This is a genomic window from Mycolicibacterium parafortuitum (assembly GCF_010725485.1).
Taxonomy (GTDB): domain Bacteria; phylum Actinomycetota; class Actinomycetes; order Mycobacteriales; family Mycobacteriaceae; genus Mycobacterium.
Window position 1 is genome coordinate 988,105 of sequence record NZ_AP022598.1, and the last position, 21,232, is coordinate 1,009,336.

The 21,232-nt window shown below is 70.3% G+C and carries 18 protein-coding genes; 4 read left to right on the plus strand and 14 right to left on the minus strand.

Going from position 1 to position 21,232, the window contains the following annotated elements; genetic code table 11:
* The first annotated feature begins 137 nt into the window (after positions 1-137).
* Positions 138-1,511 carry a sulfatase family protein gene (locus NTM_RS04615; RefSeq protein WP_170311964.1) on the plus strand — a complete coding sequence of 458 codons (1,374 nt, stop codon included), beginning with the start codon at positions 138-140 and terminating at the stop codon, positions 1,509-1,511.
* A 66-nt stretch (positions 1,512-1,577) separates the two neighbouring features.
* Positions 1,578-2,381, plus strand: coding sequence for a trehalose 2-sulfotransferase (stf0, locus tag NTM_RS04620; RefSeq protein WP_104861628.1), 804 nt, complete (start codon positions 1,578-1,580; stop codon positions 2,379-2,381).
* Between the two features lie 35 nt (positions 2,382-2,416).
* On the opposite strand, the gene NTM_RS04625 is transcribed toward stf0, so the two are convergent.
* The gene (locus NTM_RS04625; protein ID WP_163765591.1) at positions 2,417-3,181 is read right to left on the minus strand and encodes a trans-aconitate 2-methyltransferase; all 765 of its coding nucleotides are present in this window, start codon (positions 3,179-3,181) and stop codon (positions 2,417-2,419) included.
* Positions 3,182-3,212: 31 nt separating this feature from the next.
* On the opposite strand from NTM_RS04625, the gene NTM_RS04630 reads away from it, so the two are divergent.
* Positions 3,213-4,424, plus strand: coding sequence for an alpha/beta hydrolase family protein (locus NTM_RS04630; RefSeq protein WP_232079616.1), 1,212 nt, complete (start codon positions 3,213-3,215; stop codon positions 4,422-4,424).
* Here the strand turns inward: NTM_RS04630 and eccE are convergent.
* The 12 genes from eccE to NTM_RS04690 form a co-directional block, all read right to left on the minus strand.
* Complete coding sequence (gene eccE, locus NTM_RS04635; RefSeq protein ID WP_163765593.1) at positions 4,411-5,286, minus strand: type VII secretion protein EccE; 876 nt, start codon at positions 5,284-5,286, stop codon at positions 4,411-4,413. The two genes, NTM_RS04630 and eccE, sit on opposite strands and share 14 nt — an antisense overlap.
* A complete protein-coding gene (mycP, locus tag NTM_RS04640) occupies positions 5,283-6,650 on the minus strand; it encodes a type VII secretion-associated serine protease mycosin (protein WP_163765594.1) in 1,368 nt (455 codons plus the stop codon). Before mycP ends, eccE begins: the two co-directional genes overlap by 4 nt.
* A gap of 3 nt (positions 6,651-6,653) precedes the next feature.
* Positions 6,654-8,102, minus strand: a complete 1,449-nt coding sequence (eccD, locus tag NTM_RS04645; protein WP_163765595.1) for a type VII secretion integral membrane protein EccD — start codon at positions 8,100-8,102, stop codon at positions 6,654-6,656.
* Entirely contained in the window at positions 8,084-8,956 is an 873-nt protein-coding gene (locus tag NTM_RS04650; RefSeq protein ID WP_104861623.1) for an ESX secretion-associated protein EspG, read from the minus strand. The genes eccD and NTM_RS04650 overlap by 19 nt, the downstream gene beginning before the upstream one ends.
* Before the next feature lie 9 nt (positions 8,957-8,965).
* The gene (locus NTM_RS04655) at positions 8,966-9,253 is read right to left on the minus strand and encodes a WXG100 family type VII secretion target (RefSeq protein ID WP_104861622.1); all 288 of its coding nucleotides are present in this window, start codon (positions 9,251-9,253) and stop codon (positions 8,966-8,968) included.
* Between the two features lie 14 nt (positions 9,254-9,267).
* Entirely contained in the window at positions 9,268-9,561 is a 294-nt protein-coding gene (locus tag NTM_RS04660; RefSeq protein WP_083142372.1) for a type VII secretion protein EsxS, read from the minus strand.
* Positions 9,558-11,144 (minus strand): PPE family protein, encoded by a 1,587-nt coding sequence (locus NTM_RS04665; protein ID WP_104861621.1) that lies wholly within the window; start codon positions 11,142-11,144, stop codon positions 9,558-9,560. The genes NTM_RS04660 and NTM_RS04665 overlap by 4 nt, the downstream gene beginning before the upstream one ends.
* 6 nt (positions 11,145-11,150) lie before the next feature.
* Positions 11,151-11,459 carry a PE family protein gene (locus NTM_RS04670; RefSeq protein ID WP_104861620.1) on the minus strand — a complete coding sequence of 103 codons (309 nt, stop codon included), beginning with the start codon at positions 11,457-11,459 and terminating at the stop codon, positions 11,151-11,153.
* Positions 11,459-15,457 (minus strand): type VII secretion protein EccCa, encoded by a 3,999-nt coding sequence (gene eccCa, locus NTM_RS04675; RefSeq protein ID WP_163765596.1) that lies wholly within the window; start codon positions 15,455-15,457, stop codon positions 11,459-11,461. The genes NTM_RS04670 and eccCa overlap by 1 nt, the downstream gene beginning before the upstream one ends.
* The gene (eccB, locus tag NTM_RS04680) at positions 15,454-16,989 is read right to left on the minus strand and encodes a type VII secretion protein EccB (RefSeq protein ID WP_163765597.1); all 1,536 of its coding nucleotides are present in this window, start codon (positions 16,987-16,989) and stop codon (positions 15,454-15,456) included. Before eccB ends, eccCa begins: the two co-directional genes overlap by 4 nt.
* A complete protein-coding gene (eccA, locus tag NTM_RS04685; protein WP_163765598.1) occupies positions 16,986-18,836 on the minus strand; it encodes a type VII secretion AAA-ATPase EccA in 1,851 nt (616 codons plus the stop codon). Before eccA ends, eccB begins: the two co-directional genes overlap by 4 nt.
* A 168-nt stretch (positions 18,837-19,004) precedes the next feature.
* Positions 19,005-19,910 carry an oxygenase MpaB family protein gene (locus NTM_RS04690; protein WP_104861616.1) on the minus strand — a complete coding sequence of 302 codons (906 nt, stop codon included), beginning with the start codon at positions 19,908-19,910 and terminating at the stop codon, positions 19,005-19,007.
* Positions 19,911-20,020: 110 nt separating this feature from the next.
* On the opposite strand from NTM_RS04690, the gene NTM_RS04695 reads away from it, so the two are divergent.
* A complete protein-coding gene (locus tag NTM_RS04695) occupies positions 20,021-20,650 on the plus strand; it encodes a TetR/AcrR family transcriptional regulator (RefSeq protein WP_104861615.1) in 630 nt (209 codons plus the stop codon).
* On the opposite strand, the gene NTM_RS04700 is transcribed toward NTM_RS04695, so the two are convergent.
* Positions 20,647-21,222 carry a VOC family protein gene (locus tag NTM_RS04700; protein ID WP_163765599.1) on the minus strand — a complete coding sequence of 192 codons (576 nt, stop codon included), beginning with the start codon at positions 21,220-21,222 and terminating at the stop codon, positions 20,647-20,649. The two genes, NTM_RS04695 and NTM_RS04700, sit on opposite strands and share 4 nt — an antisense overlap.
* Positions 21,223-21,232: the final 10 nt, after the last annotated feature.

Genomic DNA, 21,232 nt, shown 5'->3' on the forward strand with positions numbered 1-21,232 from the left:
CGTACGACACTAGTTTCGGCCCGGAGGGGTTGCCAGCGGAAATCCCTCAGCTGTGGATGAATTCGGATCTGGGGATAACCTCCGACGAACAGAGCGCACGGCGGGCGATAGGTTGCCTGTCAGGAGAAGGGACAACTGTGAGCACACCGCACCGGGACAACGTCCTGTTCGTGCACTGGCACGATCTCGGCCGCTATCTCGGGGCCTACGGGCACGCCGATGTGCACAGCCCGCGGATGGACCAACTGGCCTCCGAAGGCCTCCTGCTGACCGCCGCGCACGCCACCGCACCCCTGTGTTCACCGTCGCGAGGATCACTGTTCACCGGGCGCTACCCGCAGAGCAACGGTCTGGTCGGGTTGGCCCACCACGGCTGGGAGTACCGCGCCGGTGTACGCACCCTCCCCCAGTTGCTGTCCGACAACGGCTGGTACACCGCACTTTTCGGGATGCAACACGAGACGTCGTACCCGGCCAAGCTCGGCTTCGACGAGTTCGACGTGTCCAACTCCTACTGTGAGTACGTGGTCGAACAGACCACGCGGTGGCTCACCGACGTGCCCACGACCCCGTTCTTCCTGACCGCCGGATTCTTCGAGACGCACCGGCCCTACCCGCACGACCGGTACGAACCCGCCGACGCCGGCGCGGTCACCCTGCCGGATTACCTTCCCGACACCGGCGACGTCCGGCAGGATCTCGCCGACTTCTACGGTTCCATCGCCGTCGCCGACGCCGCCGTCGGGCAACTGCTCGACACCCTCGAAGCCACCGGCCTCGACGAGAACACCTGGGTGGTCTTCGCCACCGACCACGGGCCGGCGCTGCCCCGCGCGAAATCCACCCTGTACGACGCGGGCACCGGCATCGCGTTGATCATCCGCCCGCCGAAGAACCGCGGCATCGCCCCGAAGCGCTACGACGAACTCTTCAGCGGCGTCGACCTGGTCCCGACCCTGCTCGGCCTGCTCGGGGTCGACATCCCCGACGACGTCGAAGGACTCTCCCACGCAACACAATTGGTGGCCGCCGAGACCGCCGCGGTGCGCGAGGCGGTCTACACGATGAAGACGTACCACGATTCGTTCGACCCGATCCGCGCCGTGCGGACCAAGCAGTACAGCTACATCGAGAACTACGCTCATCGACCGGTGCTCGACCTGCCGTGGGACATCGCCGACAGCGCCCCCGGACGTATCGTCGCGCCGCTGGCGGCCGGGCCGAGGCCGGAGCGCGAGTTGTACGACCTCGTCGCCGACCCGACCGAGTCGCACAATTTGCTGACCGACAGCATCTCCGATACCGCCGAGAAGGTCGCCACGGAGCTGTCGCTGCTGCTCGACGAATGGCGTCAGAAGACCAACGACGTGATCCCGTCGGAGTTCGCCGGAACCCGGATCGCGGAGCGCTACACCGAGACCTACCGGCGCATCCTCGGACTCGAGTTGCCAAGTCGCTCAGCGGAAGCCACTCGTCGCGGCATCACCGAGGAGCATGGCGGAACACAATAGTTCTGCTCACCCTGATCGTAATGCCAGGTGGTGCCGGCCCGGGAACTTGCGGTTAAGCTCTCGCGCATGTCAGCCACTCCGACGGCGTATCTGGTGATCGCTTCCCAGCGCAGCGGCAGCACGTTGCTGGTGGAATCTCTGCGGGCCACCGGCGTCGCCGGTGAGCCAGGAGAGTTCTTCCAGTACCTGCCGAGCACCAGCCAGTCGCCGCAGCCCAGGCAGTGGTTCGAAGGCGTCGACGACGAATCCATCCTGCGGCTGCTCGATCCGCTCGACGAGGGCAAGCCCGACCTGGCACCCCCGGAGATCTGGCGGGACTACATCCGCACCGTCGGGCGCACCCCGAACGGCATCTGGGGCGGCAAGCTGATGTGGAACCAGACTCCGCTGCTGCTGCAGCGCGCCGAGGGGCTGCCCGACCGCTCGGGCACCGGCCTGCTGTCGGCGATCCGCGACGTCGTGGGCAGCGATCCGGTGCTGATCCACGTCTACCGTCCCGACGTTGTGTCGCAGGCGGTTTCGTTCTGGCGCGCGGTACAGACCCGGGTGTGGCGCGGGCGGCCGGACCCGGTGCGCGATGCCCGCGCCGAGTACCACGCCGGCGCCATCGCGCACGTGGTCACGATGCTGCGCGCTCAGGAACAGGGCTGGCGGAACTGGTTCGCCGAGGAGAACGTCGCACCGATGGACGTTCCGTATCCGGTGTTGTGGCGCAACCTGACCGACGTCGTCGCATCCGTGCTGGAGCAGATCGGTCAGGATCCGCGGCTGGCTCCCGCGCCGGTGCTGGAGCGCCAGGCGGATCATCGGTCCGACGAATGGGTAGACCGCTACCGGGCCGACGCCGAGAGGGAGGGGCTACCGACGTAAGCAAGCACCGCTACTCAACCGGCACCGCGGGGGCGTCACTTCACCTGTGCGACAACGAAGATCCGCCGGAACGGGAAGAAGGTGATCCCGTCCGGGCGGGCGGGGTAGGCGGCGGCCAGCGCGGGAATCAACTCGGCGCGGAACCGCGCCCAGTCGGCATCCGAGAGCATTGCGCGCACCGGCCGCAGCGTGGTGCCGTGAATCCACTCGAGTACCGGGTCACGTCCGGTCAGTTCGTGCACGTACGTCGTCTCCCACGCGTCGACCCGGCATCCGGCGTCGGTCAGCAGCGCGGCGTAGTCCGGCGCCGACCGCACCACCTCGGACGTCTCGAACGGGAAGCCGCGCAGCACATCCGCCCACCGCGGGCTCGTCACCAGATCCCGGACCGCCCGGTGAGACGGCGCATCGAAGTTGCCGGGCACCTGGAACGCGATCCACGACCCGGTCTCCAGTTGTGCGGCCCAGCGCGCCAGCAGGCCGGGATGCTCGGGCACCCAGTGCAGCGTCGCGTTGCTGACCAGCAGGTCGGTGTCGGGTGCGGGCACCCAGTCCCGGACGTCGCCGACGCGGGCGTCCAGACCTCGGCTCCGCGCGGCGTCGACCATCTCCGGCGAGGAGTCGACCGCCTCGACGACCGCACCGGGCCAGCGCTGCGTGAGCGTCTCGGTGAGATTTCCGGGGCCGCATCCCAGGTCGGTGATCCGGCGCGGCGCTCGCACGCCGACGCGCGCGAGCAGGTCGTAGAACGGCCTGCCCCGGTAGTCCGCGAAGGTCAGGTACACGTCCGGGTTCCACATGTGGCCAGTCTGCCGCGCTAGGCTGCCGAACGTGGAGCCCAACAGCGTGGAAACCGACGGTGTGCCCGCTGACGTGCCGCCCATCCCGGTCCCCGATGTTCCCGGCGAGGACGCCGGCGCGGGCGGGCTCCCCCGCCGCGTCGACCTGACACTGCGCCAACGCCTGATCGTGGACTCCTCGGCGGTCGCCGACCTGGCGCTGCGCACGTCGATCGCGTCGCTGCTGAGCGCGACGATGGTGCCCTCGCTCGCGCAGGCGCTGCACAAGTCGGCATCCCGGACCGAGCAGGAGCACCTGCGGTTCTACGCCGAACTCGCCGCGGCCAAGGATCCGGAGTTGTCGTTCCCGGCGCCGCAGGACCTTCCGCGGGTGTCGTCGCGGCCCGCCAACCCGGTCGCCGAATGGGTCGCGCACGGAAACGTCCGCAACATCCGCTTCGACAGCAGCTTCCGCGCCGTCAACCCGGCGCTGAGGGACCAGTGCGCCGGCTTCGTGCGCAACAACGTGGTGCATGCCCAGCACTGGCGCCACGACGACGGGCCCCGTCCGACCCTGTGCCTGATCCACGGTTTCATGGGTTCGGCGTACCTGTTCAACGGTCTGTTCTTCTCGCTGCCGTGGTTCTACCGCAGCGGGTACGACGTGATGCTGTACACGTTGCCGTTCCACGGCCGCCGCGCCGAGAAGCACTCGCCGTTCAGCGGCCACGGCTACTTCGCCCACGGCATGCCGGGTTTCGCCGAGGCCATGGCCCAGGCCGTGCACGACTTCCGTTCGCTGCTGGACTATCTCGAGTTCACCGGCGTCGACCGCATCGCGCTGACCGGGATGTCGCTGGGCGGCTACACGTCCGCACTGATCGCCAGCGTCGACGACCGCATCCAGGCGGTGATCCCGAACGTCCCCGTCGTCACACCGGACCGCACGGTGGACGAGTGGTTCCCCGCGAACAAGGTTGTCGCGCTGCGGGACTGGATCGCACGCACCGACACCGAACTCGTCGACGCGGCGACCATGTACTCGTCACCGCTGAACTACCGGCCCATCCCGGCCAAGGATCGCCGGCTGATCATCGCCGGTCTCGGGGACCGGTTGGCGCCGCCCGAACAGGCAGAGTTGCTGTGGAAACACTGGGACCGCTGCGCGTTCCACTGGTTCCCGGGCAACCACGTGCTGCACGTGAGCCAGCCGGATTACCTGCGGCGGATGACGCGCTTCCTGGCGCCGTTCATGTTCGACTGAGCTCGGGCACCCGCGGAATCCCCGGCGCCGGTTGCGCGCTCAGCCGCCGGTCGGATTCGGGACTCAGCGCGGTCAGTGCGACACGATGCAGACCCCGCTCCGCGGTCAGCCCGGGGATCGGCGCCTTGGCGCCGGGGCGCTGGTCGGTGCGCAGCGCGCACGCCGCCGCCGTCTCGGGATGCGCACGGGTGCCGGTGAGTTCGACGGCGGTCCATACCTCCGCCGCGTCGACGGACCGCAGCGCGTCCAGGGTCTCGGCGAGCGTGCCTGCCGCGACGCGGTATGCGGCCAGATGACCGCGCCCATCGGACACACCGCGCCAAGTCTCCTTCGCATCGTCGCCGATGAGCACCGGCGGGGACTCGTCGAAGGACACCTGCCAGCCGAGCTCGCGGAGGTGGTCGGCCAGCCTGCGAGCGGCCAGGTGTGCGGTGTCGCGCAACGGGATCCGCGCCGAACGTGCGGTCAGTGCGGCGATGTTGTCGGCCGCGCCGAGGGTCAGGCTGACCCAGGTGGAGCGGGAGTCTCCGAGGTCGCGGTGGGTGACCCGGACCTTGTCGAGGCGGATGCCGTAGCGGTCCAGATAGCCGGCCAGCAGCGGATACGGCGGCTCGCTGTCGACCCGCAGCACCACCGTCGCGTACTCGCCGGACCGGGCGTCGGCGCTCCGGCGGCGGCCGGTGAGCAGTGCGATCCGGCGGGCGACGATCGTCGTGACGAAAAGCCCACGCCACCAGGCGAACAGGATGACGACCGCGGCGACGGCCGCGCCGAGCAGCCAGCGTTCGCCGGTGGTCTGCCACGGGTAGGCCATCACCGCCGGGATCACGAACAACGCGGCCAGCGTGAGCCGGACGATCATGACTGTGAGTCCTTTCGTTTCGCGCGCAGACCGACCACGACCAGCACGGCCAGCGCCAGGGCGCCGGCTCCGGTGAACGCGACGATGCGCGGCAGGAGTTCGGCGGGCTCGTCGGTCCGCGGTGCGGCGACCTCGCGCACCGCGGCCGGATCCACGTCCGTCGCGGGCACAGTCCAGGTGAGCGCGGCCACCGGATCGACGGTGCCCGCACCCACCAGATTCGACGGGGACCGGGCGGCGCCGCTGGCGGTCGCGGTGAGACGTTCGATCACCTGCGGTGCCGTCAGATCGGGAAAACGGCTGCGCACCAACGCCGCGGTGCCCGCCACGTAGGCGCTCGCGTAGCCGGTGCCGCCGACCGGAACGAGCTGCTGCTCGTTGCCCGGCAGCGCATTGACGGGTCCACCGGCCTCGTCGTTGCCCACCGACACGACGTCCTCACCGGGGGCGGCGATGCCGACCCAGGGCCCGGCCATGGTGAACGACGACGCACGGCCGTCGGGTGCGAGCGAACCGACCGACAGCACGTACTGCTGCCACCAGGCTGGGACGGACAGATCGGTGACCCCGGACCAGTTACGGGGATCCGACGGTTGCGCGGGGTCGCCGAGCGGATTGGACCGACAGCCCGAGAGGCCGTCGGTATCGCCGGCCGCCGCGACGATCACGGCGTCCTTGTCCACCGCGGCGTAGCGCAGTGCGGCCCCGAGTTCGCTCTGGTCGATCTGCGCCGCTGCGGGGATACAGACCGGATTCGAGACGGTGATCACCCGCGCACCCGCATCGGCGGCTCGCACGACCGCGCGGGCCAGCGCCCTGATCTCGGCGGTTGCGCGGGTCAGTGCCGGGTCCTCGCCGGGATCGCTCGGTGAATAGCGCGGCGAGCCCTGACGGATCGCGAGGATCCGCGCGGCCGGCGCCACGCCCGAGAAGCCGTCCTCACCGGGTTGTCCCGCGATCAGGCCGGCGACGAGCGTGCCGTGGCCGTCACAATCGGTCAGCCCGTCACCGGATCCGACGTAGTCGCCGCCGGGGTCGACGTTGGGCAACCGCGGTCCTGGCGTGACGCCGGTGCCGATCACGGCGACCAGTTGATCCCTGCCGTCGCTGTGCCGCCGCGCCTCGGCCAGCCCGAGCGACAACTGGTTCGGGCTCGGCGCGGCCACATCGGACCCCGGCAGCACCCCGGTGGTGACGCACGGGTTCCGTTGTGTCATCGGCACCACCGCCGCCGACGAGCTGGGCGGCGTCGCGTCGGCATCGACCTCCGGCGGTGTGATCGCACCGGCGGACGGCCCGCCGGTGACGAGCACCGCCGCGGTCACCGCCACCGCGGCGGCGGAGGACCGGATCAACGACCCCATCGATCAGAAGCCGTTCAGAACCCAGGCGAACAAGCCGACCAGGTAAGCCATCACCGGGATCACCGACGCGTCGAGGGCCGAGCCGACGAACCCGACGATGCGGCGCATCGGCAGCGAGTACGTCTCCGGTTGCCCGATCCGCGGGTTCAGCGCGACGACGGCCCACGCGGCGGTCAGCACCGCCAGTGCGCCCAGCGCCCACCACGCCGAGGTGTAGCGGCCGTTGGCCGCGAACAGGACGAGCAGCACGACGGTCAGCAGGCCGGAATGACCGAGCAACCATGCCTTGCAGGCGGCCGAGTCCCAGACGCGGGCCCGCAGGGCCGCCGCGGCCGCCGTCGCGACGACGAGATACCAGGCCCACGGCGACACGCCGCCGTCCCCGGTGAGCACCGGCCACAGCGCAAGTACCGAACCGGCCACGGCCAGCAGCACGCCCGCGGCGATGAAACCGCTCTGGTGTGAGTCAGCGGCGCGGATGCGGCGCGGGAGGTCTTCGAGCACCCGCAGCGGCGGCGCCGACGGTGTCGGGTCACCCGGGGCCGGGATCACCGGCACCGGAAGCCGGGCGCACATCGCCGAGAACTGCGCGGCCTGCACGGTGATCACCAGTGCCACCAGGATCAGCACGCAGCCGATGCTCGTCAGGTCCAGCGTCCACAGCGTCGCGGCCGCGGCGGCAGGCAGTACCCCGAGCGCGGCGGCCGCGGCGGTGGTGAACAACGCGATCGCCCGTTCGGCGACGGTGATGCTGATGATCGACCATGCGGCCACACCCGCGGCGCCGAGCAGCACGCTCGGGGCACCGAAGTCACCGGGTACGGCGAGTGCGAATGCGGCGGCGACCGACGGCAGCGCGGCCGCGGCCAGGGCGGTGGCGACCCGCGGCGATCCCGACCTGGCGAGCAGCGCGCCGAGCACGGCGGCGATCGCGACGCCGCTGACGGCGAACACACCGACGATCGAGTCGGTCACCAACCGGTGTGCGACCGCCAGCGCGGTGGCGACCAGGATCAGCCCGACCACCGCGAGCGTCGCGCCGCGCTGGATGTGCGTTGTTCCCCAGGGACGTTCGCGTGCGGCGGAGAAGATCATCGCCGCATCGGCGATGTCTTCGACGATGCGCGGTGCGGGCGGGCCCGCAGGCACGGGTTGCAGGGCCAGCAGGTCACCGTCGACGACGCCCACCGTGGTCAGCGTCGCGTCCAGGCTGTACGGGGCGCCACCGATCGGGGCAAGGCTCAGCAGTTCCGCGGTGCCCGGGGTCTCGTCCGACGGGGCGACGATGCGCTGGACCGCCGGGATGATCTCGCGCAGCGGAAGCTGCGCCGGCAGCGCGACTTCCGTGACGCGGCCGCCGCGGTCGCCGTCGTCGCCCTCCGTCGCGGTCAGGACGGCGACGCGCACGATCGGCATCGCGGCGTTGGTGGTGCTCAGAGCGGACTCGGACATCTCTCTTCTCTTCTGTCGGCCGTGCGTTCGTCGAAGTCTCTGGTGAGGGCGTGGCCCGGGAACCACGATCCGTCGGGAAGTGTCGCGGTCAGGCGCTCGACCGCGGCGGCGATCGCCGCGGGTTCGCCAGGGCTGAACGTGGAGATCCATTCGCCGTCAACGGCTTTGGTGGGGCTGACCAGGACCCGTCCGACCGCGGTGTCGACGACGCTCACGCCGACGTCGGTGCTGACCCGGTGGCCGTCGCGGTGCCGGCCGGCGACGATCTCGACATAGGTGCGGTCCTGCTCGAAGGCCGCCACCACCACAGGGCGGGCCGACGCGGGGATCCCGAGATAGTCGAGCAGGCTGCGCACCGATGCGCCACCGCGGATCTGTTCGTCGGCCTTCGCGCCGATGCGGGCGGGCAGCGAGAAGCCCGGGAAGCGCGCCGGGGCCCGGCCGGACAGACCCACCGTGACCACGGGCACCAGCGCCTCCGGATGGTCGAGATCCATCTCGGTCAGCGTCAGCAGTGCGCCGCTGCGCAGCGCCACCACGGTGCCGCCCGCGTCGCGGGCGATGATGCCGCGCAACATCGCTCCCCTGCTGCCGACGAATCGGAGCTCCAACCACTGGGTGGCCCGGCACACCCGCCGGATCCACTGTGCCACCGCGGGATCGACGGTGCCGTCGGCGGCCAGCACGCCCACGTTGGTCAGCAGGGCGGCCTGCTCCCTGTCGAACGCGGTGCGCTGGGTGTGGTCGGTGTAGGGCGGCGTGATCGCAAGCACCCACGGATACGATCCCGCGCCGAGCTTTTCGGCGAGGAACCACGCCGAGGCGGCGCTCAGTTCGACGGCGTTAGCGCGCACGGCGATCCGTCAGCCCCACTTGGCGCCCTCGGCCTGATCGCGTGCGGCCATCGAGGTGGTGTTCATCTCGTGCGCACTGGCCATCGCGCGATAGGCCCGCACCAGTTCCTCCAGCGCGGTGTTCCACTGGGCCTGCCAGGCCTGGTAGGTCACGCCGGTGTCGCCCTGCCAGGCGCTCTTGAGCGCGGCCTGCTCGCTGGCCACCTCGGCGCCGATCGCCTGCAGCGCACCGGCGTAGCTCGCCATCTCCCCGGCGTGGTTGAGCATCGCGGGGTAGTTGAACATGATCTGCGACATGGGAGTTGCTCCGATCAGACGACGGGGTAGTTGCTGGCGGCGGCGGCATCCTCGGCGACGTAGGCACCCGCGGCATCGCCGACGTTGGCCTGCGCGATGTCGAGCAGCGCGTTGATCTTCGCCGAGGTCTCGACGAAGCGGGCGTGCGCGGCCTGGAAGGCTCCCGCCGATTCGCCCATGTGGAACGCCTGCGCGGACTGCGCCGCCTGCTCGGCCTGGGCGATGGTGCTGCGCATCAGGCCGGCCTTGGCGCCGAACGCCGCCTCCGAGGCCATCATCTGCGGGATGTGGGCATCCAGCATGCTCATGGGGTGTCCTTTCGGTCGTGGGGTTCGGGATCGTGGTGTTCGGGACGGTGGTCCTCGGTCGGGTCCCAGTTGCCTGGGAGCATCGGTTCTTTCGGGCCGCCACCGAACGAATCGCCGGGCAGCGTGGTCAACCCGCCCGCGTGTTCGGCGTCCTTGCCGACGGTGCCGGCGAAGCCCATCGGCCCGGCGCCACGGCCGGATGCGGTGACGCGTGGCGGCGCGGGCTGCTCACGGTCCGGCTCGTCGTCCGCACCCGGGTAGTCCATGTACGCGTCGGCGTAGGCACGGCCCTTGATCTCGTCCTTCTGCCTGCGTCTGCGCTTACGCCGTTCGGCGGCCGACGCCGCGACACCCGATGCCGCGGCCGGGATTCCGGCAGCCGGCGCCTTGGCGCCGGTGCTGTCACGCACCGTCGGAGAGAAGCCCTCACCCGGATCGCGGCCCGCGATCACGTACGGCACGAAGGTCGCCGCCGCGGCCGCGGGGGCGGCCGGCGCCGACGGCGAGCCGACGCTGATCGTGTTGGCGGTCACCGGCACTCCGCCGGGCGGCGGCGGCGCGGACATGGTGGCCGGGAAGCCCTGCTGATCGGAGCGGCCCGGTGCCGCGTCGGCGGGCAGGTCCTCCTCGGCCGGGGCGTCCTGGGGCGGCATGTTCAGCAGGCCCAGCAGATGCTGCCCGACGCCGAGCACGATCGCCAGCGTGGTCGCCAGCAGCGGCAACAGGAACAGTGACGGGTACAGGATCGACGCGCCCACCCACGACACGGCCTGGAACACCACCGCGAAAAGGAAAGGGCCCCAGGTGATGAGCGCCTGCACCGGGTTGGTCAGGAAGTCGGTGATCAGCGCGATGGTGTTGCCGATCGGGTCGCGCAGGAAATTGAAGATCGGCTCGAACAGGAACCGCAGGAACTCTCCGTAGAGCCGGATCAGGTCGGCGATGATGTTCGACACGTCGAAAGCGGCACCGGCCTCGGCGGCCATCGGTTGCGCCGCCATCGCCGACATGTCGGCCGCGGCACGTCCTGCTTCGCCGACACCGGGCAGCAGCACCACCGGCGCCGGCGTCGACTGCGGGGTCGCCGCGAGCGCGGCGCCGGACACCGCCTGGTACGTCGCCATCGTGGTGGCCGCCTGGATCCACATCCGGACGTAGTCGGCTTCGTTCAGCGCGATCGGAATCGTGTTGATGCCGAGGAAGTTCGTCGCGACCAGCACCGTGTGGGTGGTCTTGTTCAGCGCCAGCTCGGGCAGCGTCGGCATGGTGGCCAGCGCGGTCGAGTACGCGGCCGCGGCGGTTTCGTGCTGTGCGGCCGTCGCGGCCCCGGCGGCGCTCTGCTGCGCGAGCCACGCCAGGTACGGGGTGTGCGCGGCGACGTACTGTTCGGAGCTCGGCCCCTCCCAGGCACCCGCCTGCACACCGGCCAGGATGTTCGTCAGTTCAGCTGCCGCGGAGGCATATTCGACGGAGAGCTGCTGCCACGCGCCGGCCGCGGCGAGCAGCGGGCCCGGACCGGGGCCGCTGCTGAGCGTCGCCGAGTGCACCTCGGGCGGCAGCGCCATCCATACCGGAGCGGTCACGGCGGATCAGCCCCGGGCGATCAGGTAGGAGGACGCGGCCATCGCGTCACCGCTGAGGTAGCTGGCGGCGGATTCGCCGACACCGATGCCGGAGCGGCCGAGTTCTTCGATCCCCTGGGCGGCGACACCCTGGTGCGCAACGCCGTGGGCGCTGAAGCCGGCCGCGGTGTTCAGAGACACCGCATCAGCGGCGGGTGGCACCACGGCGGTGACCAGCGGTGCGGCGGCCGCGTGGGCCGCGGCCATCCGGGCGGTCAGCGCCTCGACGGCCGCGCCGGCCGCGGTCAGGCCTTCCGGTACTACTCGCAGGGTCATCAGCTGTACTCCTTTCCGCTGTAACCGGCCTGGGCGGCCGCCCCGTCGGCGAGGGGATTGACGAGCTGGACATAGGTCGGCGTATCGGAGCCGTCGTCGAGCAGCATCGCCCGGCCGGCGGGCAACCGGCTGAAGCGGTGGCCGCGGATCTTGCCGCTGTCCTGCGAATTACCGGACAGCAGCAGCGTGGTCGCCTGCAATTCGTTGAGGCGGCGCAGCAGCGGTGCGGTCATCACCGCGTGCGCCGACCCGGCCGCCCTGGCGGTGACGATCACGCGCAGCCCGAGTTCGGCGGCCTGCGAGAGCAATCCGATCACCGGAGTCCACGGCCGCTGCCCGGCGTACGGGCCGCTCATCGCGGGCCCGTCCGGGATCTGGTCGACGTCGTCGATGATCAGGTAGTGGACGTGGCTGCCCGAGCCGTTGGCGGTGGCACGGAAGTCCCAGCCCCGCAGCTCCTGCGGGCTGAGCCCGGCCGGTGGGCGCCGCTTCTCCAGCAGTGCGGACAGCCCGAGCATCGCGGGCAGTACCCGGTCGAGGTTCGGGGTGTACTCGTTGTCCGGGAAGAGCGGCTCGTCGACGAGTTGCAGCCGCCGGTCGATCACGGTGAACGCGATCTGGTCGGGACGCGAGTTCTCCCGGATCGTGCGGATCAGGTGCCGCAGCAGGGTGGTCTTGCCGGTCTTGGTGTCACCGAACACCATCAACAGCGGGTTGTCGGCGAAGTCGACGCTGACCGCGGCCAGGTCTTCCTCGCGCTGACCGATGACGACCTGTTCGGCTGCCGGGTAGAGCGTGCCGAACACCCGCGGCGACAGGTCGGTCGGCAGCAGTCGCACCGGCGGGGCGCTGCGGTCCGGGTAGCGGGCGTTGAGCGCGGGGATCGACGCCAGCGCCGGCTGGGCGAACAGGAAGTGCTCGGCGGCCATGGTCAGGCCGCGGCCGGGCTGGTCGGCGGGGACACTCTCGGCGGGACGCCGCAGCGCGGTGCCGGAGCCGCCGACGCGGACGTTGCTGTCGCGCGGGTCGTGCAGGCGCAGTTCCAGGCGCAGACCCAGCCCGTCGCGCATCGCCAACGGCACCTCCAGCCAGTTCGGCGTGGTGATGACCACGTGGATGCCGTACGACAGCCCGGTGTTGACCAGTTCGGTCACCTTGGCCAGCAATGGGTTGCGGGTGTTGAAGGTGTCGGTGCTGTCCCGGCTGAACGCGTACAGGTTGTCGATGAGCAGGAACACCTCGCCGTAGCCGTCCTGGTACTCACCGTTGGCTGCCGCGCCCTGGCGCTGCCGGGCCTTGAGCAGCTGTTCGAGCTCACCGAAGGTGCGCCGGATGCGTTCGGGTTCCAGCGGCGACGCGACGCTGCCGACATGGGCGAGGTCGGCAAGTGCCCGCAGCTGGCCACCGCCGTAGTCGAGGCAGTAGAAGGACACGTCGCCGGGGGCGTGCAGCGCGGCGGCCGACAGTACGAAAGTCTGCAGCGCCGTGGACTTCCCGGACTTCGGTCCACCGTGGATCACGACGTTGGCGGCCGCTGAGGTCGCGTCGAAGACCAACGGGTCACGCCGCATCTCGAACGGGCGGTCGATCTCGCCCAGCGGCCAGCGCCACCCTCTGGCGCCGATGCCGGAGCGTTCCACCAGATTCCACAGCGGGATCGGCTCGTCCAGCGGGGGCAGCCACAGCTGTGGGGCGCGCGGACCGTAGTGGGCGAGCTGATCACCGATCGTGGCGATCAGCTTGCGCGGCGGCAGCACCTCGACGTCGGCGCCGTCGTCGACGATGACCGTGTCGGGTTCGGGGTCCACCCAGCCGGCGGGGAACACCTGCGGCTTCGGGATCGCGTGCACCACGATCGAGCGGTCGACACGCGGCGGCTCGTAGATGCCGTCGACATACGTGCTGCGGAACTTGACCGGCAGGGCCCCGGGCGCGGGCACCAGGAAGCCGACGCCTTTGTGCTCGCGGCCCGATTCGATGTGATACGCGTCCTCGACGCCGATGATCTGCCGGGACACGCTGGGGCTGGCCACCTTCAGACCGATCCGGTACGACGTGTTCTTGTCGATGTCCTTGATCCGGCCCACGTCGAGGGTCTGCGACGCGAACAGCAGATGGATCCGGAACGAGCGGCCCTTGCGGGCGACGTAGTCGAACAGGTCCGCGTACTCCGGGTGGTCGGCGAGCATCAGCGTGAACTCGTCGGCTACCACCAGAAGGGTCGGGATCGGCGGCAGGTCCGTGGCCTCTGCGCTGCCGGAAAGACGCGCGTTCTCGTACTCGGTGACCGAGTTGAACGCGCTGCCCTGCACACGGCGTCCGCTGTCCTTGAGCAGCTGCTCGCGGCGCGCCACCTCACCGCGCAGGGTGTCGGCGAATCGGTCGGCCAGCGACCGCTTTTCGGCCATGTTCGAGATGACTGCGACGACCTGCGGGAAGTTGCGGAAGATGTCGGCGCCGGCCTCGCCCTTGAAGTCCGCGTAGATCACGATCAGCCGGTCGGCCGAGTGGGTGGTCAGCAGTGACAGCAGGATCGACATCAGGGTCTGTGACTTGCCCGATCCGGTCATGCCGATCATCAGGCCGTGCGGGCCCATACCGCCCTCGGCCTCGTCCTTGAGGTCGAAGATCAGCGGCTCGCCGGTGGAGGTGACGCCGATCGGGACACGCAGTTCCTCGTCGCGGTTGCGGGGCGCCCACAGCGCGGCGACGTCGAGCGCCGACGCGTCCGGGATGCCCAGCAGCGTGGTGAATTCCGCGCCGTTGGTGGTCACCGACCGGGCCCGGCCGGGCACGGAATCCCAACGCGCCAGCCGTCGCGCGATGTGGCGGGCCTCGGCGGACCCGAGCCGGTCAGCCGAGTCGATGTAGGGCGCCCAGTCGCCGTTGCCCCAGCGCGTCATCCGGCCGTCGGCGATGCGCAGCACCGGCCGCTCCGGATCCGGATACTGATCGCGGTCGGGCTCGCGGGTGGACCGATGGATCACGGTGACCCCGGCCAGACCGCGTCCGATGAACTCGGCCGGGTCGGCATCGGGGTCGTCGAGCACGATCAGCAGGTGCTTGGCACCGGACGCCCCGTCGCCGGTGAACGCCCCCCGGTCGGCGAGCGCGGGCGCGAGCATGCCGCGCAGATCGTGGGCGTCGGCGGCCAGATAACGGGCGGGCCCGACCCCGTCGACCCGGCCGGCTACGTCGACGTGCGGCAGCCACTTCAGCCAGGACCACGCGCTGGACTCGAGATTCTTTCCCGCATAGGCGATTCCGAGTACGGACGGGTCGTGCCAGGTGACGGCCTGTGCGATCCAGGCGCGCAGCGCGCCGGTGATCTCGGTGTCATCACCGGTCACCGTGACCCGCGAGACGCGGGTCAGCGAGATACCGGCCGGGGCGGCGGGCAGGGTGCGCTGGGTGTCGAGCAGGCCGCACAGCGTGGTGTGCGATACCGGTTCCAGGTCGATCTCGTCGGCGGTGTCCTTGACCCGCAGCGTGACGTCGAGCTCCCGGTCGTGCAGGCCGGCGCGCAGCACCAGGAAGTCGGCGTCGTGCGGGTCGCGTTCCCATTGCCGTCGGGTGCCCGGGATGGCTGCCAGCGCAGCGGGTTCCGGATGCGACCACTCCAGCGCGGCGCGCTGCTCGTCGGCGTGCGCGCGCACGTTGTCGCGGACCACCGACAGGTAGCGCAGGTAGTCGGCGCGTTCGGCGTCGACCTCCTCGGTGCGCATCTTGTTGTCGGTGCCGCGGTAGAGCGCAGTGGCGGCCAGCAGCAACACGAACGGGAAGAACAGTGTGGTCGGCGAGATCAGCCGCAACCCGGTCGCCACCAGAGCCACGATCATCCCGACGATCAGGATCACGATCAGGTACGGCAGCGCCCGCCGCAGAAGTGACGGCGGAACCACCCGCGGCAGCTCCGGCGGCGGCTCGATCGTGATGGTGCCCTTGCGAACGTCCGGGCCGGGCAGCCGTTTGCGGTGTTCGAAGATCAGCCTGCTCATGGTTTCTCCAGACGAGGGAGGGACTCCACGCGCGCCGCAGAAGCGTTGGGCGCCAGCGTGTCGTGGGCCAGCAGCGCGTCGGCGCGCGACAGGGTCGGACCCTCGGCGAACAGCGCCAGCACCGACCAAGGGACCGGCAGCGGCGCCGCGGTCAGACCGAGCGCCTCGATGGTATTCATGCCGGTGTCGGTGTTGGTGTCGATGCCGTAGCGCACACCGGTATCACTGACCCAGAACAGCGAACCTGCGCTGTCGACGAAGTATCCGGTGCCCGGGGGCAGCATCACCTGGTCGGCGGGCCCGCCCGGCGCACCGGCGCTGACCAGCGCGACGGCGCCCTGGCCGTCGGCGACCGGCAGCGCCGCACCCGAGCGCAGTTCGAGCGAGCTCTCCTGCGCCCCTTCGGGTTTCGCCCACGCCGAGCAGATCACCGGTTCGGCGGCGGTGTCGACCAGCGTCACCCTCTCGGCCGGGTAGGCGTCGACGTCGATCGCGCGGGCCTGCGGGGTGCGCGCGATCAGGTCGGCCTCCAGGCGCGGCGGTGACGCGAGCCCCCACGAGTTCGAGTTGCGCAGGATCGCGGCCACGACCGGTGAGACCGGTTGCAGCCCTTCGGTCAGCACCACGTAGTGGCGCAGGGTGTTGTCGGCGTCATAGGCCACCACGACGGACCCGACCGGATACGGCTCGGGCAGCCCGAGATCCGACAGCAGCCCGGCGTTCGGGACGGCGGGGACCACCAGTGGCGGCGCCTCCGGGATCGCGTTGAACAGTCCCGCCGCGATCGGCTGCGGCGCCGCGGCGTCCACCCCGATACCGACCCCGCCGGTGACGGCGCGGTCGGCCAGGTCCACGGCGCTGCGCTTGCCGTTCCACAGCAGCCAGGTGCGACCGTCGTTCTCGGCCAGGATCGCCTCACCGGCGGGCAGGACCGTGGCGCGTTCGCCGCCGTCGGCCGGCGCGCCGGCGATCACGGTGACCCCGGTGACGCTTCCGGTCGCGGCGTCGCAGACCGTCCAGTACGCGTCGCGAGTGGTGTTGGCCACCATGCGTTCCGGTGCGCCGGGAATGCCGAGCATATTGCCGCGCGGGAACTCGTCGAGCGCGCTGCTCTTCACCATCGACGGGTTGTCCGGGCGGCCGGTGATCAGCCGCGCCGAGGTCAGGTTCAGCACCGGGTGCAGTTGCTCGCCGAGCCGGACGTACAGCGCGGCGGTGTCGCGGTCGGCCAGGACCGAATCCGTGCCCGCATCGCCGGCCGGCCGGATCAGCGAGAACAGGAAGCATCCGATCACGCCGGTGACCAGGATCAGCGCACCCACCATCACCGAACGGGACTGGGTGCGCAGCGGGTCGACCAGCATGCGGGTGTCGTGCAGCGCGACCCCGGACGCGATGCGGCGCATCACGAATCGCCAGCCGGTGACCTGATGGCGCGTGACGAAACCGCGCCGGTAGGTGATCTGCTGCGGGTTCTCGTTGGTCGGGGTACGGGAGGTGAAGGAGCGGCGTTCGCCGTCGGGGGTGCTCATCGCTGTTCCGGAAGTTGTTGCGGCATGGACAGACCCAGACCCCGCAGCAACGGCGCGGCCGAGTTGGCCACGTCGGCCGCGGTGATGGTCATCAGCTCGTCGTCGGTGAAGTCTTCGGAGTCCGAGTGATCGAGCCGGTATTCGCGCTCCTCCTCGGAGCGCTCGACGAGGTTACGCACGAAACGGCCGTTACCCGCGATGTCGAGGCTGCGCCGGGTCACCCCGTTGGCATCCGGAGTGGTGGCCTGCGCCAGGTATTCGAACAACCGCTCCATGTCCGCGCGGGCGGCGTCCTCGAAGCGCGAGTCGCGCTTCTCGGCCATCCGGGTGGCGATCTCGACGAGCTCCTGGCCGGAGTAGGACGGGAAGTCGATGCTGCGGGTGAAGCGGGATCGCAGACCCTCGTTGGTGTCGAGGAAGTTGTCGAGGTCCTTGCGGTAGCCGGCGACGATCACGACCAGGCGGTCGCGGTCGTTCTCCATCCGGGCCAGCAGCGTGTCGATCGCTACGAGCCCGAAGTCGTTCTTGGCGCCGGTGGAGACCAATGCGTACGCCTCGTCGAGGAACAGCACGCCGTCCAGCGCGCTGTCGATGATCGCGTTGGTCTTGGCCTCGGTCTCGCCGATGTGCTGACCGATCAGGTCCGCGCGATGCACCTCGCGGACCGTCTCCTTCTTCAGCAGCCCGAGCCCGCAGTAGATCTTGGCGACGACGCGCGCGATGGTGGTCTTACCCGTTCCGGGCGGACCCGCGAACACCAGGTGGTTGGTCCGCTGCGCGACCGCCAGTCCGCGCTCCTGGCGCCGGATCGACATCGCCACCGAGCTTTTCAGCCGGGCCACCTGGTATTTGACCTCGTCGAGGCCGATGAACTCGGCCAGCTCGGCCTCGGCTTCGACGAGCAGATGGGCCTTGCGATCCTTGGCGCCCGGATCGACGAAGTCGGCCTCGCCGGGCTCGGTCTCCGGATCCCACGGGTTGCTGCGGGCGTCGATACGGGCCGCCGTGGTGGTCGGGATCCCGAAACTGGTGTCCAGCAACGCCTCTTCGATCTCGGTGTGCTCCGGGTTGGCCGCATACAGCGCCTGCAGCTGCTCCTGGGCCTCGTCGTCCTCCCCTTGGGCGCGTAACGCCAGCGCCTTGACCAGCGCACCGTCCACGGCGGCGACGGCGACGGGGCCGTCCGGGCGGTCCAGGTGCGACAGCGCCGGGGCGAACATGCCGAGCCGGGCCAGCGCGATACCGAGGGTGATCCGGGCGGCGTGCGCCGCGGTGTCCTCGAGGCTCTGGTCGGTCACCACCGGGGTCAGCATCCGCACCACGTCGGACCAGCGGGCGGTGCGGTGGTACATCGCGACGCGCACCCAGCGCGCGTCGAACCAGTCCGGGCGGCGCTCCAGCAGCGCCCCGACGAGTTCGTCGGCCTCTTCGTAGCGGGCGTCGTCGGTCAGGCAGGCCGCGTAGGCCAGCGCGAAGTCGTCCCGGGTGGTCGCCCGGAACTGCAGGTACAGACCACTGTCGTAGTGGAAGCCGAGAGCTCCGGGGGTCAGGTCGAGGTGGCGCTGCAGTACACCCGCGGTCGCGGCGGAGGTGTGCCAGATCTTCTCGACGACCTGCGGGGTGACCTCACCGGCGGCGGCCAGCCCGGTCCACGCGTCGCTCTGGTCGTTGGCGATGCGCGTCAGCGCGGCGAATCCGGACCGGGCCGCGCCGAGATCCGCGGGGCGCCTGCGGTCGTGGACGGACAGTCCCAACGCTCGGCAGCAGGCCGCGAAACGGCTGACCACGTCCTGATCGACGCGAGAGGTCCCCGTCGGGGCCGCGAGCGTGTCACTTCCAATGTCCATGTACTTCCGCGGCGGCGTCGGCGCACCCGCTGCCGGGCGCCGGCGCCGCCATCTCCCTTACGGTGCTTATGTATGGCTAAGCTAACTTTGCGGGTGAAAGTTAGCATTGCATAAGCAAAGTGTCGAGACGCACGGGTCCGCCCGATCGGCGGCCCGGAAAAGCCCGGCTCAGACCAGCGGGCGGCCGGTGCGGATGCGCCGGTCCACATCTTTGAGCAGCACGTTGAACGGGAATTGCCGCACGAACTTCGGTGACACACTGTTCGCGACGCGCAGGCCCGCCATCAGCCGGTCGAAGCTGCGCTGCTTGTCCGGCCCCCACGGCAACCGCATCTCGTCGCGGAAACGCTGCGGCAGGAACCCGGTGGTGATCAGCAGCGCCAGCTCCTCGTTGCGGCGCTGGATCGGTGCCGGCAGCGCCAGCCCGCGCAGCCGCGACGCCGCGATCGGATACAGGTAGTCGCGCACGGTGTCGTCGATGTGCACCTTCTCCAGCGAGTCCGCCCAGTACCGGTCGAACGCCGCCCGGCTCTGCGGCCACATGCTCTCGGGCACCTGAAGCATCGTGGCCAGCGCCCTGCCCTGCAGGTACAGCCGGTCGGCGGCCTGCTCGTCCATCTCGCCGACGAACAGCCGGTGCACGTCGACCACGCCCTTGTACAGGCACGCGCCGACCCACAACTGCAGGTCCTTGTCGAACGCGTGGTACTTGACCGGGCTCTCGTCGGTGGAGAACACCTGCCGGTGCGCGCCGTTGACCGCACGGCGGAAGTGCAGCTGCTGTTCCGGAGTGCCGTTGGTCGACACCGCGAGATAGGTGAACGTGGTGCGGGCCCGCTTGATCGGGTGACGGTCCACCCGTCCGCTCTCGACGCGGCTCTCCAGCACGCCGTAGCCGACCTCGGGGCGGGCCAGCTGCATGATGACGTTCGCCGGGCCGGCGAGCAGCCCCAGGCCGAGCATGCCGTCGTCCTCGCGGCGGCGCGCGCGGGTGCGCGGCGGCGCGGCGACCACCTCGTCGATCGGGCGTTCCACCACGGGCAGCGGCGCTTCAACCGGCTCGTACAGCGTCATCAGGGGGCTCCTCCTCGGCGACAGTGCCGCGCCGCGCGTTCCGCGCGAACATGCCAAAACTGCGAACGTGCGTTTCCTGATATTGCTCCGCCCCGCGGCAGGGTGTCAATATGGGATCCATGGGCCAGGTCCGTCCGTATCGCGGGGTGGACGCTCGGCAGCGGATCGCCGAGCGGCGCCGTCGTCTGCTCGAAGCCGGACTCGACCTGCTCGGCGGCGAGCACACCCCGGCCGACCTGACGGTCCGCGCGATCTGCGCGCGGTCCGGCCTGGCCGCCAGGTACTTCTACGAGAGCTTTTCCGACAAGGACGTCTTCGTCGGCGCGGTCTTCGACTGGGTGATCTCCGACATCGCCGCGACCACCCAGGCCGCGGTCGCGGCCGCTCCGGCCCGCGAGCAGAGCCGCCAGGGCATGGCCAACATCGTGCGCACCATCGACGAGGACGTCCGGGTGGGCCGGCTGCTGTTCAGCGTGCGACTCGACAACCCCGTGGTGGTGCGCAAACGCGCCGAATCCGGGGCGCTGTTCGCGCTGCTGTCGGGCCAGCACGCGGGTTCGGCGCTGCAACTGGAACAGAACGACCGCATCAAGGCCGCCGCACATTTCGTCGTCGGCGGGGTGGCCCAGACGCTGAGCGCGTGGCTGGCCGGCGACCTGACGTTCACCCCGGAACAACTCGCCGCGCACCTCGGCGCGATGATCGACCAGCTCGCCGACCCGGCGCTGTACCGGGATTAACCCGAGACCGGCACCCGGCGCTGCGCGGCGGTCTTGGGCACCGTCGTGGTGTCGGCCTCGCCGAACTCCTTGGTCCAGCAGGCGAACTCCAGCGTGATCCCGTCCGGGTCGAGGAAGTAGAAGGACCGCACATACACGCCGGGGTGCACGGTCGCCGAGACCTGCGCCGGGCTCTCGTCGTGGTTGAGGACGGGCCCGACGCGCACCCCTTTGGCCTTGAGGCGCTGCCGGTACTCGTCGAACTTGTCGGCGGGCACGTGGAACGCCAGATGGTTCATCGTGCTGACCGCCGACACGATGTCGCCGATGCCCGGGATGGCCTCCGGCGACGAGATGCCGGGCACACGGTCGGGCGCATCGGCGAACCAGAAGAACGCCACACAGTCGCCGTTGCCGGCATCGAAGAAGAAGTGCTGCCCCATACCGCCGGGCAGATCCAGGGACTTGATCAGCGGCATGCCCAGCACATTGCTGTAGAAGTCGACCGTGCGCTCCATGTCCGAGCACACCAGCGCGACATGGTTGATGCCGCCCAACTCGAATTCGGTGTTGGGATTGTTCGGCTTGATCATCGACGCGCCT